The sequence below is a fragment of the bacterium genome, assembly GCA_013360195.1.
Taxonomy (GTDB): domain Bacteria; phylum Electryoneota; class RPQS01; order RPQS01; family RPQS01; genus JABWCQ01.
Genome location: JABWCQ010000021.1, coordinates 1 through 25,761 on the forward strand (window position 1 = coordinate 1; position 25,761 = coordinate 25,761).

At 55.1% G+C, this 25,761-nt stretch carries 19 protein-coding genes; 14 read left to right on the plus strand and 5 right to left on the minus strand.

Features of this window, described 5'->3' with window-relative positions:
- The first annotated feature begins 196 nt into the window (after positions 1 to 196).
- The 7 genes from HUU59_12340 to HUU59_12370 all read left to right on the plus strand — a co-directional run bounded on the left by HUU59_12340 (position 197) and on the right by HUU59_12370 (position 8,581).
- Positions 197 to 637, plus strand: coding sequence for a hypothetical protein (locus tag HUU59_12340; GenBank protein ID NUO20225.1), 441 nt, complete (start codon positions 197 to 199; stop codon positions 635 to 637).
- 56 nt (positions 638 to 693) lie between these two features.
- A complete protein-coding gene (locus HUU59_12345) occupies positions 694 to 1,224 on the plus strand; it encodes a lysophospholipid acyltransferase family protein (GenBank protein ID NUO20226.1) in 531 nt (176 codons plus the stop codon).
- 147 nt (positions 1,225 to 1,371) lie between these two features.
- Positions 1,372 to 2,982, plus strand: coding sequence for a sodium-dependent transporter (locus HUU59_12350; GenBank protein NUO20227.1), 1,611 nt, complete (start codon positions 1,372 to 1,374; stop codon positions 2,980 to 2,982).
- 114 nt (positions 2,983 to 3,096) lie between these two features.
- Positions 3,097 to 4,572, plus strand: a complete 1,476-nt coding sequence (locus HUU59_12355) for an amino acid permease (protein ID NUO20228.1) — start codon at positions 3,097 to 3,099, stop codon at positions 4,570 to 4,572.
- A gap of 83 nt (positions 4,573 to 4,655) precedes the next feature.
- Positions 4,656 to 7,046, plus strand: a complete 2,391-nt coding sequence (locus HUU59_12360) for a glycosyltransferase (protein ID NUO20229.1) — start codon at positions 4,656 to 4,658, stop codon at positions 7,044 to 7,046.
- 122 nt (positions 7,047 to 7,168) lie between these two features.
- A complete protein-coding gene (locus HUU59_12365) occupies positions 7,169 to 7,816 on the plus strand; it encodes a class I SAM-dependent methyltransferase (protein NUO20230.1) in 648 nt (215 codons plus the stop codon).
- A gap of 282 nt (positions 7,817 to 8,098) precedes the next feature.
- Entirely contained in the window at positions 8,099 to 8,581 is a 483-nt protein-coding gene (locus HUU59_12370; GenBank protein ID NUO20231.1) for a response regulator, read from the plus strand.
- A 95-nt stretch (positions 8,582 to 8,676) separates the two neighbouring features.
- Here the strand turns inward: HUU59_12370 and sthA are convergent, their stop codons facing one another.
- Positions 8,677 to 10,122: a Si-specific NAD(P)(+) transhydrogenase gene (sthA, locus tag HUU59_12375; GenBank protein ID NUO20232.1), complete on the minus strand. Its 1,446-nt coding sequence runs from the start codon at positions 10,120 to 10,122 to the stop codon at positions 8,677 to 8,679.
- A gap of 232 nt (positions 10,123 to 10,354) precedes the next feature.
- Between sthA and HUU59_12380 the strand changes: the two genes are divergently transcribed.
- On the plus strand, positions 10,355 to 10,777 hold the full coding sequence (locus HUU59_12380; protein ID NUO20233.1) for a prepilin-type N-terminal cleavage/methylation domain-containing protein: 423 nt from the start codon (positions 10,355 to 10,357) through the stop codon (positions 10,775 to 10,777).
- 345 nt (positions 10,778 to 11,122) lie between these two features.
- The gene (locus tag HUU59_12385) at positions 11,123 to 12,214 is read left to right on the plus strand and encodes a T9SS type A sorting domain-containing protein (protein ID NUO20234.1); all 1,092 of its coding nucleotides are present in this window, start codon (positions 11,123 to 11,125) and stop codon (positions 12,212 to 12,214) included.
- A gap of 49 nt (positions 12,215 to 12,263) precedes the next feature.
- On the opposite strand, the gene HUU59_12390 is transcribed toward HUU59_12385, so the two are convergent.
- Together HUU59_12390 and HUU59_12395 are read right to left on the minus strand one after the other, a co-directional pair.
- Positions 12,264 to 15,473, minus strand: a complete 3,210-nt coding sequence (locus HUU59_12390; GenBank protein NUO20235.1) for a UvrD-helicase domain-containing protein — start codon at positions 15,471 to 15,473, stop codon at positions 12,264 to 12,266.
- A complete protein-coding gene (locus HUU59_12395) occupies positions 15,436 to 18,558 on the minus strand; it encodes an exodeoxyribonuclease V subunit gamma (protein NUO20236.1) in 3,123 nt (1,040 codons plus the stop codon). Before HUU59_12395 ends, HUU59_12390 begins: the two co-directional genes overlap by 38 nt.
- 117 nt (positions 18,559 to 18,675) lie before the next feature.
- On the opposite strand from HUU59_12395, the gene motA reads away from it, so the two are divergent.
- From motA to HUU59_12420, 5 genes are read left to right on the plus strand one after another with little or no spacing between them, the layout of a single operon-like run.
- Entirely contained in the window at positions 18,676 to 19,545 is an 870-nt protein-coding gene (gene motA, locus HUU59_12400; protein NUO20237.1) for a flagellar motor stator protein MotA, read from the plus strand.
- A 3-nt stretch (positions 19,546 to 19,548) separates the two neighbouring features.
- Complete coding sequence (locus tag HUU59_12405; GenBank protein ID NUO20238.1) at positions 19,549 to 20,457, plus strand: OmpA family protein; 909 nt, start codon at positions 19,549 to 19,551, stop codon at positions 20,455 to 20,457.
- The gene (locus tag HUU59_12410) at positions 20,457 to 21,599 is read left to right on the plus strand and encodes a hypothetical protein (protein NUO20239.1); all 1,143 of its coding nucleotides are present in this window, start codon (positions 20,457 to 20,459) and stop codon (positions 21,597 to 21,599) included. Before HUU59_12405 ends, HUU59_12410 begins: the two co-directional genes overlap by 1 nt.
- A 10-nt stretch (positions 21,600 to 21,609) precedes the next feature.
- Entirely contained in the window at positions 21,610 to 21,900 is a 291-nt protein-coding gene (locus HUU59_12415) for a hypothetical protein (protein ID NUO20240.1), read from the plus strand.
- Between the two features lie 55 nt (positions 21,901 to 21,955).
- The gene (locus HUU59_12420) at positions 21,956 to 23,104 is read left to right on the plus strand and encodes a hypothetical protein (GenBank protein NUO20241.1); all 1,149 of its coding nucleotides are present in this window, start codon (positions 21,956 to 21,958) and stop codon (positions 23,102 to 23,104) included.
- A gap of 74 nt (positions 23,105 to 23,178) precedes the next feature.
- On the opposite strand, the gene HUU59_12425 is transcribed toward HUU59_12420, so the two are convergent.
- Together HUU59_12425 and HUU59_12430 are read right to left on the minus strand one after the other, a co-directional pair.
- Positions 23,179 to 24,171 (minus strand): T9SS type A sorting domain-containing protein, encoded by a 993-nt coding sequence (locus HUU59_12425; GenBank protein NUO20242.1) that lies wholly within the window; start codon positions 24,169 to 24,171, stop codon positions 23,179 to 23,181.
- A 59-nt stretch (positions 24,172 to 24,230) separates the two neighbouring features.
- The gene (locus HUU59_12430) at positions 24,231 to 25,562 is read right to left on the minus strand and encodes a T9SS type A sorting domain-containing protein (protein ID NUO20243.1); all 1,332 of its coding nucleotides are present in this window, start codon (positions 25,560 to 25,562) and stop codon (positions 24,231 to 24,233) included.
- Positions 25,563 to 25,761: the final 199 nt, after the last annotated feature.

Genomic DNA, 25,761 nt, shown 5'->3' on the forward strand with positions numbered 1-25,761 from the left:
TGACCTAGGTTAAATCCCTGCTCGGCGAACGCCACCTCTTATCGTCAGGCCGGAGGCCTGACCTAGGTTAAATCCCTGCTCGGCGAACGCCACCTCTTAGTCCCCCGTGAACGGGGAGAGATATAGAATGTACCTTGAGCGCTTGAGGGAGTGCTCTGTTGGAGTTTGTGGGTGAATTACCAACGGGAGAAATCAGATGCGTTTACTTGGGCTTGCTGCCATCCTTGGAATTCTGATATGTTCGTCAGCGCTGTTCGCGTTCGACCGTCCGGACGATGTTCCGGGCTCTGCGGCGGCACCGAAGCGGCTGACGATTCAATTGTGCACTCCGACTGCTGAAGGCGGAGCCGGCTGTACTGCGGCCGGCCGAGTCGGCAAGAGCACGACGTTTGGAATGAGGCACGGTGTGAATGCCTCCATCGCGACGATTCGCTACGGCATCAGCGAGCTGTCGGAAGCACCGAAGATGATCCGTGAAGCGATCGCGCAGACGGGAGCGCAGATACGCGGAGCGGGTTCAGATTCCGCCTGTGCGACGGACTCGATGCTGGCTGTATTGTATTCTTTGACGACCGCAATCCTACGAACCGCCTCCTCTTTTATCTCGGCTCTCGCTTCGGCCATCTGGCCGTTCTAATCCTTGGCGCCACGTGGCGGCTGCGTGTGACGGGCTTTGAGCAGCCTTTGTCGTATATGCGCGCACGCAAACCGCTGGTGATGGTGACGTGGCACGGCAGACTGCTTGGCTCGACGTATCACTGCCGGAAGCGGAATGTGGTGGCAATGATTTCGCAGCACCGTGACGGCGAGTTGGTGTCGCGGGTGGTTGAAAAGATCGGATATGAGACGGTGCGCGGCAGTTCGACACGGGGCGGGTCGGCGGCGGCACTGGCGATGATAGACCGAGTTCGCAACGGACAGACGGCCGCGATGATCGGTGACGGGCCACGCGGCCCGATATACAAGCTTAAACCCGGCGCCGCATATATTGCCTTGGCGAGCGGCGCCGATGTGATTCCTGTTGTGTTTGCCGCCAATCGTTCTTGGGTGTTTCGCTCGTGGGACCGGTTTACAGTTCCGAAACCGTTCGCGCGAGTTTTTTTATATTACGGCCTACCGATAGCTCATCCGGGCGAGGGCGCGGACTTGCGCGAGTTCACGCGCAAGATTGAGGACGCGCTGGAAGCACTCCGAGAGCTGGCGGACGCTGCCGCCGCGGCCTAGCGTTCACTTCAGATAATCATCCTGCAGCATTTCTCCTGACTCACCATAGTTTCGGCGCTGTCCCTCGGCAGAGAGCCGGAGCGGATTTTCACTCACGATACCGAAAGACCGGACTCAGCACATTGACGGATTGAAAGGAGCATGTGAATGGCGTCACAGCCTGCGAAAAAAAGTTCGCACCCACAGCACGCGCCGCGCATTCGTGACAATTGGGGTTCACGCATCGGCTGTATCATGGCCGTTGCGGGCAGCGCTGTCGGATTAGGGAATTTCCTGCGCTTTCCGGTGCAGGCGGCGGAGAACGGCGGCGGCGCGTTCATGGTGCCGTACATTCTGGCGATGCTGCTGCTGGGCATTCCGCTGGCGTGGGTGGAATGGACGATGGGCAGATACGGCGGGCAGCACGAGCACGGCGGCGGGCCGGGAGTGTTTCACCGTTTGACCGGCGGAAAGCCGTGGGCGAAGTATCTTGGTATCATTACTATTTTCATACCGCTGTGCATCACGTTTTATTATGTTTATATCGAGACGTGGACACTGTCGTTCGCGTTCTTTTCCCTCACCGGTCAGTATCAGGATGCGGTTGCCGCGCACGAAATGGACAAGTTTCTGGCGGGCTTCACCGGTCAGGAGTCGAACAGGTATTTTAACGGGCCGTGGACGGCGCTGTCGATATTCGCGGTGGTGTTCGCTCTGAACTACTGGGTGCTCTACAAGGGGATTTCGGGCGGAATTGAGAAGCTGTCGAAGATCGGGATGCCGATTTTGTTCGTGTGCGGTATAATTCTGGCGGTGCGGGTGCTGACTTTGGGTTCGCCGGTGGCGGAGCATCCGGACTGGAACGTGAACAACGCATTGGGGTTCATGTGGAATCCGGACTGGAGCCGGCTTGACGAGGCGAAGGTTTGGATTGCGGCGGCGGGACAGATATTCTTCACGCTGTCGGTGGGCATGGGGTGCATCATGACCTATGCGAGCTATTTGAAATCGAAGGATGACGTGGCACTGTCAGGCTTGACGGCAACTTCAGCGAACGAATTCGCGGAGGTTGTGCTGGGCGGCAGCATTGCGGTCGTGGCGGCGGCAATTTTCTTTGGAGTGGCCGGAGCTCAGGAGATTGCCAAGCAGGGGTCATTCAATCTGGGGTTCGTGACGATGCCTTATATTTTCGCGCAAATGGGCGGCGAGGGGTTCATCGGATTCATTTGGTTTATTCTGCTGTTTATCGCCGGTGTGACATCGTCGGTATCGCTGATACAGCCGTTGATTACCTTCCTGCGGGATGAGATGAACATGACGCGGGGTAAGGCTATTTTCTGGACAGGGTTCATCAACCTTGTCATCACGGGATTCATCATCGCGACGATTCAGCACGGGACGCTGGACGAGATGGATTTCTGGGCGGGTTCGGTGCTGCCGGTGGTGTCGGGACTTATCATGGTGCTGATATTCAATATCTATCTTGGCATTGACAAGGGCTGGGAGCAGATGCACCACGGCGCGTTGATCAAGATTCCGACGATATACAAGTATATCATCCGTTACGTAACGCCTGCCTACCTGATTCTTCTTTTGCTGTTCTGGGGGATTCAAGAGTGGTGGCCGATAGCGACCATGCAAGGCGTGGAAGCGGACAAGGCGTCCTGGATAAGTATCACGCGACTGGTGATGAGCGCATTCTTCGCGTTGCTGGTGTATTGGGTGTGGCAGGCTGACAAACGGGGCAAGTTCCCCAAACTGCACAAGGAGGCAAAATGACAGCGGCCGGATGGGTGTTGATGCTGCTTTCGTGGGCAACGATTATCAGTCTGTTTGTGTTTTGCCTGACGAAGGTGTTCACGTCCGAGCGCAAGACGGACTGACGCGCACTTCATGAGCGAGGCAAAGGTTTCGGTGCGCGGACAGCTCCGGCTGCTTGACGCGACGATGCTGGTTGTGGGCTCGATGATCGGGTCGGGCATTTTCATTGTTTCGGCAGACATCGCGCGCAATGTGGGTTCTTCCGGCTGGCTGCTTTTGGTGTGGCTCGTGAGCGGAGTAATGACACTGATTCCGGCGGTGAGTTACGGCGAGCTATCGGGAATGTATCCGCAGGCGGGCGGGCAGTATGTTTATCTGAGGAACGCGTATAACCCTCTCATCGGGTTTTTATACGGATGGACGTTCTTCATGGTCATTCAGTGCGGCACGATTGCGGCGGTGGCTGTGGCGTTTGCGAAATTCACGGCGGTGCTGATTCCGTGGTTTTCGGAGCAGCATGTGCTCTTTGAAGTATCGGGTTTGACATTCTCAGCGGCGCAGCTTCTGGCACTATTCAATATCACGGTGCTGACGTATTTGAACATGCAGGGGCTGCGGGAAGGGAAGTTTGTGCAGAATCTGTTCACGTTCAGCAAGATTGCGGTGCTGGTATTGCTGATTGTGCTTGGATTCTCGCTGGGGCTGAATCCGGACGTGGTGAAGCTGAATTTCGCCAACGCGTGGGAGGCGATGCGGGCAACCGTGGGGGAGAACGGTCAAGTGATTCGAGAATCGCTGTCGGGCGCGGATTTACTCAGCGCGTGCGGATTGGGATGTGTGGGAGCAATATTCGCCCTTGATGCATGGAACAGCTCGACGTTTACGGCGGCGGAGACGCACAATCCGCGCAAGACCATCGCGCAGAGTCTGGCGTTGGGAACAGCGCTGGTGACCGGACTTTATGTGCTGACGAACGTGGCCTATTTGTTCATGCTGCCGGTCATTGGCGACCCGAATGGTGCGGATGTGATTGCACGGGGATTTCAGTTTGCGGCGAGTGACCGGATTGCCACGGCGAGTGTGGAGACTTTGCTTGGGGGAGCGGCGGCGATTGTGGTTGCCATTTGTGTGATGATTTCCACGTTCGGCTGCAACAACGGCATCGTTCTGACGGGAGCACGAGTTTACTACGCGATGTCGCAGCACGGATTGTTCTTTAAGGACGCACAGAAAATCAACAAGCACGGCGTGCCGGGAGTGGCGCTGGTGATGCAAGGATTGTGGAGCGGCGTGCTTTGTTTGTCGGGGAAGTATGGAGACTTGCTCGATTATGTTGTGTTCGCGACGGTGCTGTTTTATGTGCTGACGGTGTGGGGCATCATTCGCCTGCGGACGCTGCGGCCTGACGAAGAGCGGCCGTTCCGCGCACCGGGGTATCCGTATTTACAGATTGCGTATTTGATATTCGCGGTGCTGTTTTCCGTCAATCTGCTTATCTACAAGCCGCAATACACCTGGCCGGGATTGTTTATCGTTCTGCTGGGGATTCCGGTGTATTATCTTTGGCGTAAGAATCCTGAACGCCATTCCCCGACCCTTTCCTCCTAGCCGGAGAAAGGTGATGCGTGTTCATGCCACGAGCTGACTTACATATACATACCAAATTTTCGAACCGTCCGACGAATTTCTTTTTGAAGAAACTCAAGGTGTCGGAGTCGACAACGGAGCCGTTGGCGGCATATCATGTTGCCAAGCGGCGCGGGATGGACTATGTCGCGATAACGGACAGCGATTCGCTGGAGGGATACGCGCAGCTTGCGCACTTTGCCGACGTTATACCGGCTTGTGAGACGGCGACATTTTTCCCCGAAGACGGGTGTCCGGTGCGGCTGCTCATCTACGGACTTAACGACGCACAGCTTGGACGGCTGTTGTCGCTGCGCGGGAATCTCTACAGCGTGCGTGACTACCTGCTGGCGGAGAATCTTTTTCATGTGGTGGCGCAGCCGCTGGAACCGCACGACGGAAAATTGTCGCCGGACCATGTTGAACGACTGCTTCTGCTATTTGACCATTTTGAAGCCCGCAGCGGCGGACGGCAGCAGAGGTCGAATGAGTTTACGACTGCGTATTTGGACGCGTTGACGCCGGAATATCTGGATCTGCTGCAGCGGAAGTGGAAGATTACGCCGATTGCGGAGCGGCCGTGGCAGAAGGGGCATATCGGCAGTTCGAACGATTACTGCGGTCAGTATATCGGATTGACGTGGACGGAAGTTCCGCAGGCAAACTCGGCTGATGAGTTTCTTGATCAGCTGCGATTGCGGCGGGGTGTTGCGGGAGGGAATCACGGCTCAACGATTGCTTCGGCGCACTCGATGTACAGAGTGGCGGCGCAGCTTTACGCGAGTAAAGTACTCCGGCGTGAAGGCGAACTGCAGGGGATACTGGAATTGATATTGACGCGCCTGCTGTCCCCGGAAAAGCCGACCAAAAGGCAGGTGGCAGGGTCGCTGTGGCAGGGATTCAAGGGGCTGTTCAAGATTCGCAAGAAGCCGTCGGCGATTGAACGAAAGCTGATTGCGGAAATTATCCGGGCCTATCGTGAGCTTCCGAAAGAGGAGCGACTCGGAGGAATTGAGCGCGATGATCTGCAGACGTTCGACGCGCGCCTGTATAGCATGGCAGACCGGGTGCTCAGCAAGGTGAGCTATCAGCTTCTGAGTGACGCGATGAAGGATTTCGAGCGCGGGCAAATCGGGAGCGGATTGCCGCTGGTGGCCGCACTGCTGCCGATTCAGAGCGTGATGGCTCCGTATCTTTATTCGTTCGACAAACTGAATCGCGACCGCAAGCTCATCAGCGAGTTGAGTGCGCGGGTCGAGGGGACGCTGGAGCTGCCGAGGAAATCCGCGCGCAAGAAGGTGGCGTGGTTTTCAGACACGGTGACGGACGTGAACGGCGTTTCGATGACGCTGCACCGGATGTCGGACGTGGCGGAAAAGCTGGGTGAGGACCTGCAGATAATCTGTTCGGTCGCGGAATCACGCGCACCAACTGGAAGCAAGTTTTTGAATTTTCCTCCGGTGGGAGAGGTGGCCATTCCGGATTACGAGCTGCAAAAGCTGTCCGTGCCGCCGATTCTGCGCATCATTCAATATCTTGAGGCGCAGAACTTCGACGAGTATATCATTTCGACGCCGGGGCCGGTGGGATTGATTGCGATGTTCGCAGCGAAGCTGTTCAAGGTGCCGGTGCGGGCAATTTATCACAGTGACTTTCCACAGCATGTGAGACAGATTACAGGCGACGAGGGGCTTGAGCAGACGACGTGGAAGTTCATGCGTTGGTTTTACGGACTGGCGGACGCGGTGTATTCGCCGAGCGACCATTACCGCAAGCAACTTGTCGAACATGGATTCAATCCGCGGCGGCTGTTTATCTATACACGCGGAACGGATTTGGATTTTTACAATCCGCGTCATCGTGACGAGGAATTCTACAAGCCTTACGGCATAGCGGGGCGAGTCATCTTTGTCTATACCGGCCGCGTGTCGCGGGAGAAAAACCTTGACGTGGTGATAGACGCGTTTGCGGAAGATGAGTTGCTGAAGGAGAAGGCCGCGCTGGCGATTGTGGGGGACGGGCCATATCGCGAGGAGTTGATTGCGCGACAGCTGCCGCCGATGATTGTGTTTCCGGGTTTTGTGAAAGGGAAGCAGCTGGCAAAGGCTTACTCTTCCGGCGACGTATTCGTGTTTCCCTCCACGACGGATACGTACGGCAACTCAGTGCTTGAAGCGCAAGCATCGGGACTGCCGAGCCTGGTGTCCAATGAGGGCGGTCCGAAGGAAATCATCCTGCCGGACGAGAGCGGGTTTGTGCTGCCGGGCTATGACGTTCAGGCGTGGCGCGGGGCGATGCGGTCGCTGGTTGAGTCGGAAGACTTGCGGCACCGGATGGCGGCGGCGGCAAGAGCGCGGGCGGCGACGCGAGACTGGTCCACGGCATTCAAAGAGTTTTGGGATGAAGATCCGTATCCAAAGGCGGATGAAGAGGTGCGCGCCGTCGTGATTTCCTGACCAGCGTGAACGCTGGACTCATTGCGCGTGCGCGACGATTGTATTGTTGTTTAGTTTGAGAGTTTACCCCCCCTTGATCCTCCCGAAGGACCGGGGGAAAGCAGAATAGAGGAGAGTGTCCGTTGCCGGTAATTGAACACGCCCGCAAGGCGAGGCCAGAGGGTTATACATCAGACAACCACCGCAAGTGGGAGTTCAACAATAGTCTGTATCAGAAGCATCTTGAGCTCTATCTCGACCATATGTTCAAGCTGCTCGCATTTACAGGGGCAAAGAACGTTTTAGACGCGGGCTGCGGCGAAGGAATCGTATACAGAGCGATGCAGGAACGCGGGTACACCGGCAGGTGGACGGGATTTGATTTCAGTGACGAGGCCATCAGGTTCGCAAAGATAGCATCGCCGGAAGCGGATTGGCACGTGGGCAGCGCCTATGAAATACCGTTCAAGGACGAGCAGTTCGACGTTGTGTTTTGTTCGCAAGTCCTGGAGCATCTTCCGAATCCGGAGAAGCCGCTGGCGGAGCTCGACCGTGTCGCGGAGCACTGGCTGCTGATTTCGGTGCCGTATGAGCCGATTTTCAGAACGCTGACGTGGTTTTCAATCAAGCTGGGTTTGGGACAGGATCCCGGTCACTGCAATCATTGGAAGCCCGCAGAATTCCGATCCTTTCTGCGCAAAGCGGGAAAACTGCACGCGTGGGAACGGACGACAATCTACCAGATTGGATTGGTGGACGTACGACCGAAGCATCATTCGACTCCGGTGTAACGGCTGAGATTCGTGCGAAATGCGAAGAAAGCGCAATTTGCATTCTGCACGGACGAGATGCTATAGGTTGAATTCGCACAGCGAGTTGTTGGTAACGCGCGACTGTTGCTGAGTTGATTGAGCACAGTTGATCCGCAGGAGTGACACGGGTCAACAAACTAACTATTATTAGTCATAACGAGATCGCCGTTCCGTTGACCCGGAGCGGCGATTCTTTTTTGTTCAGGTCCGGCCTTTGCCAATAGGGAAATCGTGATACGACGATGTGAAAGCGAATTTACGATGAACAGCAATGGGTGGAACGTGTCTGAACAGCGGGTACCGATAGACATACTGCTGATCGAAGATCGGGATGAAGCCATCGAGATGGTGGAAGGCGCGATTGCCGAGACAAGGCTCCGCAATCGCATGGTGGTCGCGAGATCACAATTGGAGGCCTTGCACTACTTGCGGCACACGGTGGCTTTCGGGCCACTGGACGCAGACCATGGCATCACGAAACCGGGTTTGATCCTGCTCGACATTAATATGGACAGCCAGCAAGGGTTCGATGTGCTGCATGAGATTCGCACGGATCCGAAGCTGATGACGATTCCGGTGGTGGTTCTTACGGACAACTTGGCCGAGTCGGACTTAGCGTACACGATTTCGCACGGAGTCACGGGATATTTTCTGAAGCCGATGGACCCGGGGCAACTGAGAAAGGTCGTACGCGACGTGGAAGACCACTGGAACCTGCTGTGGAACGCTCCCTGCGCAAATTGATGATTACCTGACTGGATGCGAAGAGACTCTGTCATACGATGAACAAGAACGCCCGCCGGAATCCGGCGGGCGTTGATGCTTTAACTCGTCACGGTTCAGGCGGGCTGCGGCCTGGGCGGAGATTTTTTTACAGATTGCAGAGCGGCGAGACGATTGTGCGCGTCAAGCGCGGCAGTCTTGTAGCACTCGGCGAGAGTCGGATAGTTGAAAACGGCATTGATGAGATAGTCAATGGTGCCATTGTGCGCGATCACGGCCTGTCCGATGTGAATCAGTTCAGTTGCGCCGGTTCCGATGGCGTGCACGCCCAGCAGTCTGCGTGTCCGCTGGTCAACAATGAGTTTCACGACACCGGTTTCATCGCCGAGAATTTGCCCGCGGGCAATTTCCTTGTAACGCGCGACGCCGATTTCGTAGGGAATGGACTCTTGTGTCAGCAATTCCTCAGTGGCGCCGACCGTGGAGATTTCGGGAATCGTATAGATGCCGTAAGGATAGATGTCGGGGACTTGCTTTTCATCTTCATAACCGAACGCATCCAACGCGGCAAGCCGTCCTTGCTCCATGGAGGTGCTGGCAAGCGCCGGAAAGCCGATAACGTCTCCCACTGCGAAGATGTGCGGCACGTTTGTCCGGTAGCGCGAGTTCACGGCGATTTTGCCGCGCTTGTCCACTTCGAGTCCCGCTTTTGCCGCATCAATCAAATCGGCATTCGCCTGTCTGCCGGCAGAATAGAGAGCGACGTCGGTGACGACGATTTTGCCGGACGCGAGTTTTGTCACGGCGTGAGGTGTGTCGCCGCTCTTGTCCACGGTGACCTGTTCAACTTTTTCGCCAAGGCGAAAGACGACATTGAGTTGACGAAGCTGATAGACGAGCGCGTCAACGATTTCAGTGTCCACAAAGCTCAGCAGCTCTTTGGCCTGGTCTATCACAGTGACACGGACGCCAAGAGCGGCGAAGATGCTGGCATATTCGAGACCGATAACGCCGCCGCCGATGCAGGTCATTGTGCGAGGAATTGTTTTGATATCAAGAATGGAGTCAGCGTTCAAGATGGTCACGCCGTCATGTTCGACACCGGGCGGCATGTAGGGCCGCGTGCCGACAGCGATAACCGCGAAATCCGTTTTGAGTTCGTGTTCGTCGTCACCATGCTCGACGATTATGGTGTGCGGGTCGCTGAACCTACCGGTTCCGACAAAGATGTCGACGTTGTTACGAGTCAATTGTGACCGCACGACTTCCCATTCGCGAGTCATTACTATCTGAGTGCGGATTCGGAGATCTTCGGCAGTGATGTTCTCCTTGTTGCGATAGGTCGCACCATAAAAGGCGCGCTGCTGCAGGCCGGAGAGATGCAGAGCGGCTTCGCGCATCGTTTTTGACGGAATGGTGCCGGTGGCCACGCAGACTCCGCCGAGTTCCCGCATGCGTTCCACGATGGCGACTCTTTTCCCTTTTTTCGCCGCAGAAATCGCAGCCCGGGTACCGCCGGGCCCGCTGCCAATAACGACCAAATCGTACTTTTCTTGGGGCATATGCAGTTGTGCTAAACGAGTTTGAACTATTCCAGACCCGACAATATATGAAGTGAATTGCCAGCTTGCAACTATTACTCCATGCGATGTTGCAATTCGCCGTCATTTGCTTGAAGTTTTGTCGCTGGCAATGTTATCCAACATCATGCAAAACAGCACATTCCAAACATCCGGCCTGTTGGCCTTGAGCTTGCAACCGAGAGACACGAACCTTTTTCCAAGCAGAGTTGACATGAATCAGCGTGGCGTTACTACCCTTGAACTCTTGATGGTCGTAGTCATCATCGGCATTTTGACGATGGTGACGATGACCGAGTTTTTCAAAGTGCATAACAGAGCTTATGTCGGTGCGGCGCTTTCTGATTTGCAAGTCATTCGCAAGGCGATGGCAATGCACGACGCGGAGTGGGGGTATTTTCCGCCGAATGACGCGAACTCAATGCCGGACTTGATTTCTCAACTGCTCGATCCGATGGGGCAGCCCTATCTGACTCCGCCGTCGGGCGACAACTGGAACACGTTCAGCTATGACGCTCCGGATCCTTCGGACCTGCAAGCCGACTATGACTTGACAGTGATTTGCAACGATCACTTCAACACACAGATAACCGTACACTGGGATTCACGAATTGACTTCCTGCGATTAGGTCCGTGAGCCTAAGCAGGGTCAATTATTTTCAGACGACGGCCGACTTTTTCAGAGTCGGCCGTTTTGCATTTTGCGAACTGGAAAGAATGAGAGGAGTTGTCGATAAGTGTGTCGTGTTTTTTTTCGGGCAAGTGTGAAAATCTGTTCGCTCCTCTGCTTTTCCCTTTGAGGGTCTGGAATTTTCCAAATTTTTTTCAGTCAATATTTTACGGACAGGATGAAATCGCAATCGTCATATTATTTGATGCGGCGAGTTGAAATTACACGTGGTCTTGCGCCGTCGTAGTTTCGCAACGTATATTTAGGGTGTTTAAGATAGAGTGCTTATTTGGCAAACTGAGGAGAAGCCTGATGACAAAGATGAAGATTCTGCTTTTTGCCGCAGCAATGATTGTGGTCAGCAGTATTGGCGTAAAGCCTGCGCATGCGTGGTGTGATCCGGGTGAGGTGTTCTGCGGATTTGTGGTTGACACGACCGTGCGCTTCGGTCATGACGATGTGGAGCGCTACAAGGTTTCCAGCACGGGCCCGTACTGCACGCCGGGCGGTTCCGATGACCGTTGGCGCGGGAAGGCGCATGTTTATCGCATCGCGCCGCAAAACGCCGCCGTTCCCGATCCGCTGTGGATTTCTTTGGACTGGAATGACGACCCAACGACTTCGCGCGACGACTTGATTCTGGTCGTACTTGAAGACTGTGACGCGAACAAGTGCCTCGGCGCTGATCCCCACTTCCTGGAGTTTTCCACTCAGAACGGGAATCGTCTGCCGAACAACGACTCGAACGGTTATTGGATTATCGTTGACAGCCGCCGTGACACAACGGTTGCCTACACGCTTAACATTTACTGCGGAGACTTTCCGTTCAGCGTCGAACTTTCGTCGTTTTCAGCAGTTCGCACGCAGGAAGGCGTCGCGGTCAACTGGAGCACCGCCTCTGAGACCGACAACGATCGCTTTGAAGTTTCGCGCCGCGAACTTGGCAGCGATGAATGGATGACGGTCGGAGTGGTCGCCGGCAACGGAACGAGCTCCGCTCAGCATGATTACAGCATCGTTGACCGCTCGGTGAGCAACGCGGGTTACTATTATCAGCTTGCGGGCTTTGACGCGAACGGCAACTCGCAGGTGTTCGGTTCTGTCATCGTCGAGTCCGTAACGGAAGTTGTACCGGCGGTGAATTCGTACGAGCTTACAGGCAACTACCCGAATCCGTTCAACCCGACGACGAACATTCAGTTCTCGGTTGGCGAGACCGCCGAGATTACGCTGAATGTTTACGACGTGCAGGGCCGCATCGTGGCCGAACTTGTGAACGGCGTCGTTGAAGCGGGTGCGCATGAGATCGCTTTCGACGCGACCGGATTAACGTCCGGAGTGTATTTTGCGCAGATGCGCGGCACGTTCGGCAGCGACGTGATGAAGATGGTCCTGATGAAGTAATCAGGTTTTGTATTGAGACGAAAGGCCGGTGTTTCCACACCGGCCTTTTCTATTTCAGGTCAACAAGCACGTCCGGCCTCAGGAAGTAGAGATGTTTGCGAGCGGGCGAACGGCCAAACAGTTTCTCGAACAGCGCAGCGTATGTGTCAATTTGTTCGCGATGATACTCTGTTCTCACGCCGACGGCTTCAGCGGGAATGTCATCCGACTTGTAGTCAAGCAGCACCCACTCGCCCGAAGCGGTTTCAAAGATCAGGTCAACGAATTTCGAGACGGGAGTGCCATCGGCTACGGCGACAATCGGCAGCTCCGTAATAACCGTTTTGGCCTGCGGCAGGTCAACGGTGAAGAGACTGGAAGCGGTGACATTTTCAATAATTCTGTCGGCTTCATCAAGTTCAGATGGATTCAGTTTGGATCCGCGCTGAACGAGTGTCCGTGCATGGTCGAGTTTGCGTCCCTTTGCAATCTGTTCCAGGACGGCATGCACGTAGATACCGATTTTGCGCGCGCGTACCTGCCGCCAATCAACGGCAGTATCCTCTTCTTCCGTCCGGACAAAGGCCGGCCTAAGAGAGTTGACACGGCTTTCCAGCGAGGCTTGCCACTCTGCGTACTCCGCAATTCCCCGGTCTGAGACATCGGCATTCCATTTGAGACGCGAGGCAAGTGGTCGATAGTCCCTTAGGAGCACTGCGTTTGACGATGTCCGTACGGCCAGCGTGTTGTCAACGCACGGCAGATTGTCCTTGTCCAACGGATAGCGCGCCAACAGCGGTTCGGGGATTTTGGGCTTGGATGACTTGTGGCTCGTCCGCTGCCAAGCGAGAGGCAGAATCAGTTTCCTGCGAGCGCGTGTCATTCCGACATAAAGAAGGCGATTCAGCTCCGCAGTGTGCGCAAGCACTTCCTGACCGGAGATTGTCTCCCAATTCAACGTGCAGTACCCGCCGTTATTCGCAGAAATTCCGATTTCATGACCGGTATCATTGATGTTTTTCAGGACAGTCCAATCGCCGTCATTTTGTTTCGATTCGTCGTAGCGGAAGATATAGACATGGTCAAACTCCAGACCTTTGGCCTTGTGCAGCGACATAATCTGAACTGCGCGCCGTTCATCGTCGTGGGCATCCAGTTCCGTATTCTGCACGAGTTTCGTCATGGAGGAGATCCGCTCGACGATTGAGGACAGCGACGGCGTGCCGATTTGCTCAAAGCGCCGTACGTATTCGACCAGCGTCTGGATGTTCTGCACGCGCTGTGTGCCTTCCGACTTCAGGCCGAAGATCAATTCCGTGTGGGTGACCGCAAGCAGCTCTTCGATCAGTGCGCTTGGACTCATGTGCTTGCTTTTCCTGTGCCATGAGAGCAAGCTGTCCAGCGCGGCGCCCACCGGACCGGTGCGCGGGAGGTTATCCGTGTAAACGAAACTGCCGCCGGACAGTTTATGTTCGAAGAGTTGATCATCCGACAATGCAAACCAGACCGAGCGCAGTGCGCCGATTACCGCGACAGTATGCTGGGGGTTGGAAATGGCAAGAAGCATGGTCAGCACGGATTCAATTTCGACGCGTCCGACGTAGGCCTCATTGATGAAGCTGATGAAGGGAATGTCCCGCGCGCCAAGCGCCTCCTGCAACCGAGATATGTGCGTGCCCGAACGCATGAGAATCGCCACTTGCGAAAAGCAGAAGCCGGGAGTATTTTGAGCTAACGTATTGATGTGTTCGGCGATGGCGGCGGCTTCCCATTTGGCAGCAAGCGCCGCGTTTTGCGACAGCCGGTCGTACGTGGCCGGCGGCACAAGCAGTTCCACTGCACGGTCATCGTCGCTCGCCTCATCGGAGGGAACAAGATCCACGTAGTCTGACTCGTACTCATTCCGCGCACTCATCAGCGGCCGCGTGATTTCGTTGACTTCGGAGAGAATGCCTTTGAAGCTTCGGAAGTTTTTCGTTATGGTAAGCTTGTTGCCTTCCTTTTCGATTTCGGAGGCGACTTTGTTGTAAATGCGCACGTCAGCGCCGCGAAACCGGTAGATAGATTGCTTCGGGTCGCCGACCACGAACAGTTTGCCGGGTTCGAGCTCAATGTCCTGCCATCGCGTCACATGAGTTAGTTTTGATTCGCAGATGTAGAAAAGAATTTCGGCCTGAACTGGATCGGTGTCCTGAAACTCGTCAATGTGGACATGGTCAAATCTGCTCTTGAAGAAGTCCCGCGCAATTTTGGAATCCCGGAGCATGTTCCGGCAGAGCAGCAATTGGTCGTCAAAACCAATCATGCCCCGGCTGCGCAGGGATTCGCGGAATTGCAGCACAGCCGGGGCAAGCCAGCGTTTGCAATCGCTGCAGACGACAGACATGGCTGTGTTTCGCAGGTTCCGCACACTCTGTGTAAAATCGGCGTAACGGCTGCGTGCTTCATCCAGCGTTCCGACAGCCCAATTTGATTTGCTTCCTTTTTGTTTTGACGCAGCGTCACCTGCGCTGAGCCACAATACACCTTGATCAGACCAGATTTCCGCAGGCCGGGTGTTGTACCAGTTCAGCGCGCTTTCAATCTGTCTCAGAAGCTTGTCGTCCGGATTGCTGCAATGCTGAATCATGGGGGCGAGGTTTGCGACGGCATGTTCGAGCGGTGCGACTGCCTGCACGACTTCCTCGACCGAGTCGGCGCCCGTGGAAAGCTCATCGGGGTCCAGCATTGACAACACGAGACGGTCGAACAGACTACTCAGACTTTTTGTATCGTTGCCGAGCAAATTCAGACCAAGCAGATCGGCAAAAGCAAAGGACGCGGGCACATCAAGATCGAGAGCTCGTGTCAGCCAGCTCTCGCGAAAATCCTTCATGGCAACTTGCTGTTGCAGTTCATCCAGTGAAGTAAATTCGGGAGGCAGTTTAGCTTCAACGGGCAGCATCCGCAGGAATTCCGCGGCCATGCCGTGAATGGTGTTGATGGTCATGCGGTCGAGGTTTTCAAGGGCTTGACGCGCATGCTGTGATTCAGATTTGCGGAGTTGATTGCGGAGCCGCTGTTTCATCTCGCCCGCCGCTTTAACGGTAAATGTCACGGCGGCAATACGCTCGGGATGAATTCCAGCTTCAATCATGCTGCAGATGCGATTGACGAGGAGCGTCGTTTTTCCGGTACCTGCACCTGCTTCGACCAGAATGGTTTTGCGGAAGTTTTGCTGCGCTTCAAGACGCGCTGCGCTGTCATTCATTGTCGTCGGCTCCGGTTTCTTCCGTATCATCCTTTGCTGTGCGGTTTGTACGAAGGTTGGGAACGGCAGATGAATTAAACGCTTTTCCTGAGTGTCTTTGCGCTCCGCAGGCCAGTTTGACGGAGCAGTATTTACAGGCTGTAGAATCGTCTTCCGCCGGGTCCGGCGCGAAGATGCCGGTGCGTAAATCGGACAACAACGACGCGGCTACGGACAACGCTTCCGCGCGGGACTCGGCATCCGAGGCAACGTCTCGCAATGCGCCGGCGATGTAGTAGTATTGCGCGCTGACATTGGCAGCGGGGGCAGCAGACTCGGCCGCGAGCCGGTAGATTTCCCGCTGCAGCCTGCGCTCCATCTTGCGGGAGTTCTTTTTGGGCGGAGACCCGCTCTTGTAATCAATGATGTTTATTTCCCGGCCAGCGGCATCGCTGTCCCACCGGTCAATGCGGCCCTTGAAGAGTATTTGCTCTTCGTCGGGGAATGTGTAAGGCACGGCCGCGGGCATTGGAGGTTTGCCGAATCCGAAGCTCAACTCCACGTGCCGGGTAAGCCAAACCGTGTCACTGTTGAACAGATCGGCGTAGTATGATTGCAGCAAGAGCAGAATTTGCTGTCTGAGTTTTGCAGCGGCAAAGCGCGACCCAATTGGAAACTTGCGCGCGTAGGACGTAATCTCTTCCAGAGCTATGCTGCGGAGTTCGTCCCATGTGTAGTGTTCGCCGGTCACGGGAAGATTAAGCTTCCGGCCATGATAGCGTTGGAGAATATTGTGCAGAAGAGTTCCCTTTTCGCGTTCGGTAAGCGGAGACAGTTTGTTAACCGATTCGGGCGCGTAAGCCTCCCAGAGCCTTGTCACGAGGAAGCGAAAGGGGCATTTCCAATAGTCTTCGAGCGTGGAAGCCGAAATCGCGATATCGCGCGAGAATGTCGTGTTGAGATGTGCGAGCGCAGTGCTGTTGGAAATGAGTCCGTCGGAATTTGTGTAGGCACGCGCGCTGAAGCGGGAGACTTCTGAATTGACGATTCGCTGAAATTCCGAATCCTGCGCGAGATGGGACAGTGCATGTGTGTTGCCGTCCTGCAGCGCATCGAAGAGTTTGCGGCGATTGTATTCACTGCGGCTCACAGGTGTTGCGCTGCGGCTGACACGCAATGGATTGGACAGAGTTTGACGATTGGGCAAGGTTTTAAGCAAAGAGTCCAGCTCTTCGGCCGTCAGCGGAACACTGTTCTGGATTTCGCACAGTTCCGCGATATAGGGAGATTTCAGCAAGGGGCGTCCGTCGGCATCGGATTGCGAATAGCAGATTGTCACGCTTTCCGTGGCCGAGCGGAGCTGCATTTCAAGCAGAAAGCGCTCGCGCACCAGAGAGTCTTTCGCTAACGGCAGTGACGCGGAGAGTGTGGTGTTCAGTTGATACCGGTCGGCATCAAGCAACAGCGGATCCTGCTTCTGCAGATGTGGAACGGTTCCTTCGTTGAAGCCGGGCAGGAAGACATGGGGGAATGTTGCGCCGAGCGCGACTTCGCGCGGGGCAACGATTGGGGTTCCGGCGTTAAATTTGCCGGTGCGGGTTCCCGGTGTTTCGAGAGCGGATAGAAGGAACTCGCGCAGTCCATGTGCAGTGCAGGGCACGCGTGCGGCGTCGAGCAGTGAAGCCTGTTCGAGCTGATGTGTCAAACCGGCAAACTCTTCATCAAGCTCGATGCTCTCCTTGTAATATTCCCAGACAGCAGCTACACCCGATTCCCACGATGCCGCGCTTGCCGCCCGCTGAATCATCGCGTCAAGCTCTCGCATGAATGCAAGACAAGCGTTGGCGTTTTCAATTCGCCGCCGCACGTCAACGACGCTATCCTCCTCCTCATCCTGTCCGGCAAACTTGCTTGCGTGGTATTCGAGCTGTTCAGTTTTCCGGGAGATGCGGTACTCCCAGTCCTTTAGCCCGGCGATGACATAGGATTCCTCGGCAAGACGAATCCACTCGCCTGTCAGGGAGGCAATGGACGAAATGAACGGTGCGGATGCGAGATAGTCTGCGACCCGTTCGCGTGACAATTCACCATCCAGCAGTTCGACCAGAGCAGAGAGTCCTCGTCCGGCAGCGGTCTGACCAACGGTCTTTGCCTCGTAAATGTAGGGATGCAGTCCGATCATTTGACATCTGGTCTCAAGAACAGCGGCGAGCGCACCGCTTCCGGCGAGCAGAACGGCAGCACTGCCGGACTTGATCGACTCATTGTCAATAATGTCGCGGATTATTTCGGTGGCAGCCGCGGACTCGCGCGGGGTGCTAACAAAACGAATGTCCGTGTACTGTACGGCGGCGTTCTCCTCCCGGGACTCCGTAAATCCGCTGCTCATGTACCATTGATAAGTGTCCTTATTGTATTCATAGGCGCGGCGGTCGGCAACCCATGGAAGAAACGCGGTCACGTCCAGGTTTGACATGACTTTGCCAAGAATTGAACGGGTCAACGGCGGGAGTTCGAAGACACAGTAGAGGTTGAGTGGAGCACGAAGATTTATGTTTGTCCTGGCTGCACGATATGCGAGCTGCTGAAGCATGGCACTGTCGTGCAGTTTAAGTTTCTCCAGCGCCTGATTCACGGCAGAGTAAAGGAGTGCGAGATCGTGCAGCTTGTATTCACGCTCACGGTCGGCAAACAGCACGCGATTCAGGTCGGCCGGGGCGATTTCGTGCAGAATGAGATCACGGCGAGTTTTCAGCAAGGCCCGGCGGAAGCCGGCCGAATTCGCAACCGGTTTGAGATACTTCAGCTTTCCGTACTCTGCGCTCAGGACATTTTCCAGCAGCGGGTCAACCGCAGCCTCGCTGAGAGTACTCCAGCCTTCCTCAAGAACTACCGGTTCTGCCAGCGCGTGCATCAGGTCCGTCACAGTTTTGAACCGGATGTTTGCGGCAATTTGAAGCTTCCCAGCCAAGAACCGCTGCAGATGCAGCCGCGCGAGCTGATTAGGTACAATGACCCACACTTCGGCAAGCGGGTCACTTTTTTTGAGATCGCGCAATGACTTGGCAAGAGTCTCTTCGAGAAAACGAAGATGACCCGTAAAAAGCTGATGTGGCTTCATGATTGAACTGCTCATTATCGATTCTTCACAATGCCTTTCGGGGCATTTACGCTGGGGCACACCGATTGCGATGGATGGGTGCGATGAATCGTGTAAAACCTCGAACTAACTGAAGCTAATCTCAAAGACGCTATGGCAATAGTTGGTGTTTTGGTCGTTATCGGCGGCGTTATCGGCGGTTTCCTGATGGCAGGCGGCGCAATCGGAGTTCTGATTCAGCCGTCTGAAGTCGTGGTGATTTTCGGCGCAACGATTGGCGGACTGTTAATTTCGGTTCCAGTCGCAACGCTGAAGGCTCTTGTGACGGACATGATGGGAATCATGACCGGGAAATCGGGGCCGTCGAAAGATACCTACATTCAAACGCTGTTGTTACTCAACGAGCTGTTTCAAATGGCCCGCAAAGACGGAATCATCGCGCTTGAATCGCATGTTAACGACCCGCACACCAGCAAGGTCTTCGAGAAGTATCCTCAGATACTTCACGACCACGGCGCTTTGGCTTACATTTGCGACACCATCAAGCTCTTTCTCGCCGGGTCAGTACCACCGCACGAGATCGAAATGCTGATGGATCAGGAAATCGACTCGCATCATGAAGAAGCGGGCATCACGGCCGGCGTGATCGCCAAAATAGCCGACGCACTTCCGGGACTCGGAATTGTCGCCGCAGTTCTTGGTATTATCATTACGATGGGTCACATTGACGGCGATCCGGCAGTAGTCGGTCATCACGTCGCCGCAGCACTCGTGGGAACGTTCATGGGTGTTCTCTTCGCGTACGGATTCTTTTCACCGATGGCAGCGAACCTTGAAGCGCGCAACCGCAACAACGCGAGGCTGCTGCACGTTATCAAGGCAGGAATCTCAGCCTTTGCCAAGGGCATGGCGCCCTCTGTCTCGATAGAGTTTGCCCGCCGCGCGATCTTCCATTCCGACAGACCGTCGTTTGAGGAGACGGAGAAGCTTTTGAAGGAAGCCAAGAACAAGAGTCACGGTTAAGCCATGGCAGAGCTGCACAACGACCCGCCGATTATACGAATCGTCAAGAAGGGGCACGCACATGGCCACCACGGCGGCGCATGGAAAGTGGCGTTCGCCGACTTCGTAACGGCGATGATGGCGCTGTTCATCGTGCTGTGGATTCTTGGACAGTCCGAAGACGTCAAGCGCGGAATCGGCGGTTACTTCCGCGATCCAACCGGCAAGGCTTTGCTGGGAGCGGGACCCGCGGAAGCGACCAGCAATGCGCAGGGTTTGTCGATCATTAAACTTCCTTCAGTCGCGCAAATGCACACGCTTCCCGACGCCGAACTGGAAAACGAAGCTGAGAAACTGAAACAGCTTATCGAAGAGAGCGACGTTTTTCAAGGGCTGAAGGATCAAATCACGATTGAAGTTTCGCACGAAGGGCTGCGGGTCGAAATCAACGAAGGCGAGAACGAGGTTCTCTTCGCATCGGGCAGCGCGGAACTTTCACCGAAGCTGATTGCGGCACTCAAGGCGTTGGCGGCGGAGTACAGCAAAGTGAACAATAAACTGATTCTTGAAGGACACACCGACGCCGCGCAGTTTTCGAACAGCAGCAACATAACGAATTGGGAGCTTTCCACACAGCGCGCCAATGAAGCGCGGAGGGTGATGGAGCAGGCCGGTTTGTCGGGGGATCAAGTCTTAATGGTGCGCGGATACGCCGACCGCAGGCCGCGTTTTGATGATCCGCTGGACCCGCGCAACCGCAGAATCTCCATGCTGCTTGTATCCGATCAAGGTATGGATATCGCACTGGGAAAACTCAGCAGTCTTGAGACCGGCGGCAACTCAGATGCCGGCCAGTCAGGAACGTCACAGAACGACAAGCCTAAGAAAAGCAAGAACAGAGTTTCCCTATTTGCCACCGGGGGGCGAAACTGATGGGTTCGAATTTCAGATCACGCGTCTTGTATCTTTTGAATACGGATGAGCGAAACGCACCAGAAGCTGTGCTGCAGGCCGCGGAGACTCGTTGCATCCGCCGCGGCTGTCAGCCTGATCTATCCATAAAGCAGTTTGATCCGGCGGTAATTGTCATCGGTGCGCCGATGGATCACGACGCTCATATCGCACTCGATCGAGTCTCGACATTGATGCTTCCTGTGCTCGGATTCGGCACGGGGCCGTGCGAACGATTGATGTGTGACGTGTCGGTCACAATTGCCATGACGGACTTGCGCTCGATGATTTCACTGCTCGCCAGTCCGGCGACGCTTTGCGCGCTTCCGCCGGGACAGGGAGTAAACGGCATCGGCACATGGCTGAAGCACTCGGCGGATGATTTCGCGCAGATGATGGAGCATCTGCTTGCGCTGCGTATGCCTGATTACCGTGACCGCGCCGAGCGCGTGGTACAGGCATGTTTGTGGATCGGCTCACATCTCGGTATGGGCGGAGAAGAGCTGAATACACTTCAGCTCGCGGCGAGAATGCGAGAAATCGGCAAGCTGGGTTTGCCCGACAAGATATTGTTCACTCCGCGTGAACAGCGCACACCCGATGAGCAGGCGATGTACGACCGTTATCCGATGCTCGGTGCGCGGGTGTTGAGACAGTTTCCGGTTTTTTCGGCGGCGGCGAAGATTGTTGAATATTGTCTCGAAAATTTCGACGGTTCCGGTGCGATGAATCTGGCCGCGCATCAGATTCCGCTCGGTTCGCGCATTCTTCGAGTTGCCAGCGCGTTTCAGATGATTACGGATACGGGCACCAAAGGCCGGGACGAAGTGGTTCATGTGCTCGGCCGGGGCAGAGGTTCCCTGTACGACCCGATGATTGTGGGACTCGTCGAGAACTATGCCACACTCGCCACGGCGCAACTGAACAAGGGTGCCGCAACGCGGCGCGTCCGCCTGTCGGACCTGCATGAAGGGATGGTGCTGGCCGAAGACATCTGGAGCCGCACCGGAGTGAAGATTGTCGGTTCGGGAACGCGGCTTAATGAGCACATCATCCGGATACTGATGACGCTTCCCCTTAATATGGCAATAGAATCCGTGGAAGTCCAGAGGGACTTTCAATAAGGAGTGAATTTTGGAAGTATGGTATTTACTGGTTCTTGTGCCGCTGATTCAGCTGGTCAGGGCGCTGGTGGATGCCTGGAAACTGCTCCTCGAAGCTGCGGACGATGACGAGCGTCAGGAGATTATCGCAAATGCGGGAGCGAAAGCACTCATCAATACGATTCTGGCGGTTGCTATCGCGGTCGCGCCTTGGCCGTATAACTTATTGGGACTTGTTCCCATTGCAATCCCGCCGCTCATGAGCGGCATAGCTTCATTATTCGGTGTTACATTGTTTTGGAAATTTCACGGTAAATTTTGATTTTTCGGACACACCACCACAATGGATACGTGAACTTTGACCTGGGGAAACTGTGATGGTTAATCAGAAATTCAAGGTTTTATTCCTTACCACCCGCGCTCGCGAGCTGTTCCCGCAGAGCCTTGTGACGATTGCCAATGTGACCGCATTGGACGTGACAGACGTTGCGGCTGCTCCCATACTCCATAACATTGCCCCTGACTGGATAATCTGCTGCAGCGTGCCCGTGGAGCATAGAATCGCGCCGATTCTTGCCATGCTGAAGGCCAAGGGGCTGCCAATTCTCGGTCTCGGTCCGACACACACGGATATGGTTGACGTTGTGCTCTCCAAGTTCACGCCGATACATTCGATGCGCAGCGCCTGTCATCTGCTAATCATGCTCTCGCAAACGAAGGCAGAGACAAAGGTAAAAGAGGAATTCCCTCCGTTGGATCTTAAGGACCTGATCGAGATTCTTGAGCGTGCGGTCAATCTCCGGGTTCCCGGCAGCCACGAGCGCGCCATTCGAATCGAAGCGCTGGCCGAACAGGTTGGACGGCATCTGCGTCTTTCCAAGCAGGAACTTGATGACTTGATGATTGCTGCAAGACTCCGTGAAATCGGTAAAATCGGCGTTCCGGACGAGTTGCTTTACACGGATCTGAGCGAAATGCCGCCGGAGCGGATTCGTATTTATGAGAATTACGCGGCGCTTGGGGCAGTGATTCTGCGCACGCTTCCGTCGCTGGAAGGTGTCGCCCTGTGTGTCGGATATCAGCTTGAGAATGTCGACGGAACCGGCCCATCCGGCGCGATGATGAACAAGATTCCGATTGGCGCGAGAATTCTGCGTGCTTGCATCGCGTTTGAGCGGCTGGATGCCGCTGAAGGCACCGAGCGCGCCGCTGACAATCTGACTCAGCTTTGGAGTAAGGCAAACACTCACTTCGATCCCAACGTTCTGGCGGCGCTCGATGCGACGGTCTCACAACGGGAATTCAAACCGGATGCAGACAGTTCTCTGATTCCTGTGGACGCATTAAGAGCCGGGATGCAGCTCGGACAGAGCCTGTATGACAGCAACGGATTCCGAATGCTTGCTTACGGGGCGGAAATCTCAGCTGCCAAAATCGACGCGATTGTCAGTTATCTTAAGCTCACGGGTCAGCGGGAGATTGCGGTCATCACCGAGTCCGTCGGCAAGCCGCACTCCATCGAATAGCGTTCTCCAAGCATTTATACGAAAAGCCCCTCTGCCTTCGCAGAGGGGCTTTCTATTTCCAAGAGAGGTGGAAATTACTTCATCAGAATCATCTTACGGGTCGCGCTGAAGGCACCGGCCTCCAGACGGTAGATATACATACCGCTGGTGAGGCTCGACGCATCAAAGTTCACCGTGTGACGTCCGGCGGCTTGCGGGCCGCTAACGAGCGTGGCGACTTCCTGGCCAACCAGGTTGAAGATACGCAGGCTGACGTTCGAAGCTTCAGCCAATTCGAAGCTGATGTTGGTCTCCGGGTTGAACGGGTTGGGGAAGTTCTGATCGAGTGCGAACTTCGCAACCACACCATTCGGAGCATCCGGCGTAGCGCTGGTCGCAGCCAACACTTCGCTCGAACCATTCACATCAACCGATTCCAGCGTATAGGTGTAGGTGACGCCGTTGGTCACGCCGTTATCCACCCACGAGTAGCTGTGGCCAGCCGTGCTGTTCGTCGCGGCAATCTCGGTCGCCTTCACGCCATCACGGAGGATGTTGAAGTGATCCAGATCGGTCTCGCTGACGGTGCTGAAGTTGACGGTCACTTGACGGTCACCTGCGACGGCATCAAACGACGCGACTTCGGCGGCCAACTGATCGTCAAAGCTCAAGCAGAAGCAGCCCGAGCAAAGGCTGAAGATTTCGATTTCCCAGTAGCCGTCATGATTCCAGCGATAGGCGATTTCCATACAATCGCTGAATCCGGACCAATCCGTGGGGCTGGGGAAGAAGATTCCGCCGCCCAAAGTGAAAATGGACGGGGGAGTAATGGGCTGACATGCAACATCACAGTCGCTAGACGACGGGTTGCAACCCGCGACGGCGGTGATGACAGGGATACCGGCCTGATCAAGATCCGCTCCGACGAGGAAGAAGTTGATCAGTCCGAATTGGCAAACCTGAATACAAGCGGACTCACCGAGGTGAAGCTCCGCAGGATAGCTGGGCGTGCACTGCGCCTGCACCGAATTCGGAGCGGCGATAAACAGCGCTGCGGCCAGCATCATAATAGCAAATACCTTTTTCATGCGGTCAATCTCCGTGGTTTTTGTGGTCATCCTACGTGGTGCTTGGAAGTGCTGTAATCTTACTTCAGATAGAGCATCTTCTGCGACGCGGTGAATTCACCGGCCGTCAGCGTGTACATATACACGCCCGTAGCAAGGCCTTCAGCCGACCAGTTCACCGTGTGGACGCCAGCAGCCATCGTGCCGTTAACCACAGTGGCAACCTCACGACCCAGCATGTCATAGACCTTCAGGCTGACGTTGCCGGCAACCGGGAGGCTGAAATTGAAGCTGGTCTGAGCGTTGAACGGATTCGGGTAATTCTGGGCCAGTTCGTAGTTAAGTGCCACAGCGCCGCTCTGCGGAGTCGCTTCGGCAACAACGGATTGACCGTCGATGTTGTAAACGCTGACGTTGCCGTTCACGTCTTCAACATGGAGTTTGTAGTAATAGGTCTTGCCATTGGTGACATCGTTGTCAACAAAGGTGTAGTTGTTACCCGTGGCGTTATTGGTGGCTTCGATCGCGGCCAGACCATAATAGCCGAAGTCGCGATTTTCGCTGCGGGTAATACGGAACTCACGCAAATCAGATTCGCTCATCGTGCTCCAGTTCAACGTCACCTCGCCGTCACCGGCAACAGCGTCAAAGCCATTGATTTCGACGGGCAGGATGAAGTCCGAACGCCAGATGCAGACGCAACCGGGGTCAACGCCGCAATAGGACATCGTCAAGAAGAGCAAGCAGTTCGGGAACACGCGAATGTTCCAGTTGAAGAGTGACCAGTCCACGCCGGCGCAATCCGGATTGTCGCAATGCGAACCTTCAGCCGGGTTGCAACGGTTGGTCACCGTGATTTCAAGGGTACCCGGCGTATGGCCCGGATCTTCGCATTCAATCGGAATCACGAACGTGCCGTGGCAGATCGTGGCGCAGAACGCGGAATTGATGGGAATCGACGCCGGCAGAACCGGGGTGCAGCCGTCCGTCACGTATTCAAGAGTCTGTCCGTCCAGAGTTTGAACGTTGTTCCAGTCAAAAATGTCAACCGTGTATTCAAGCTGGCTCCAGTCCAAGCTCCAAACCTGAACTTGTGCGCCGACCTGAACCGACTGACCAATCTCGAGGTCACCTACAAACATGTCCAACTCGCACCAGTGGAAGTCCGTGTTCTCGGCCACGATTCCATCCACATACTGACCTGTCGATTCATCCCAGCGCTGCGGCAGACCGCAGGCGGCCGGAAGATGAATGAACGACACGATTGCGTTAAACGGGGTCGCATCGCCGAAGATCAAGTGCATTTTCTGATTCTGTTCATCGAATGCCAACGTGGCATCATCCAAAGCGAGGGCGTTCCCACAAAACAGGGCAGCCAACGCAAGGACCAAAACAAGTCGCATTTTCTTCATCCCACACCTCTCTAAATGGTCAAATGGCCGCGCCTAAGAGACATGCCTGCCTCTCGGCGCTCTTTCGCTTTTCGTAACTGTGATAAATATAGTTTCTGGGAGCAAACCTGTCAAGCTTTCTGATGAGAAATATAAAATTTTGAGGCACTTGACTAACATCAAGCGGGGATATTAGTTCTTTGTTTAATACTATGTGCAT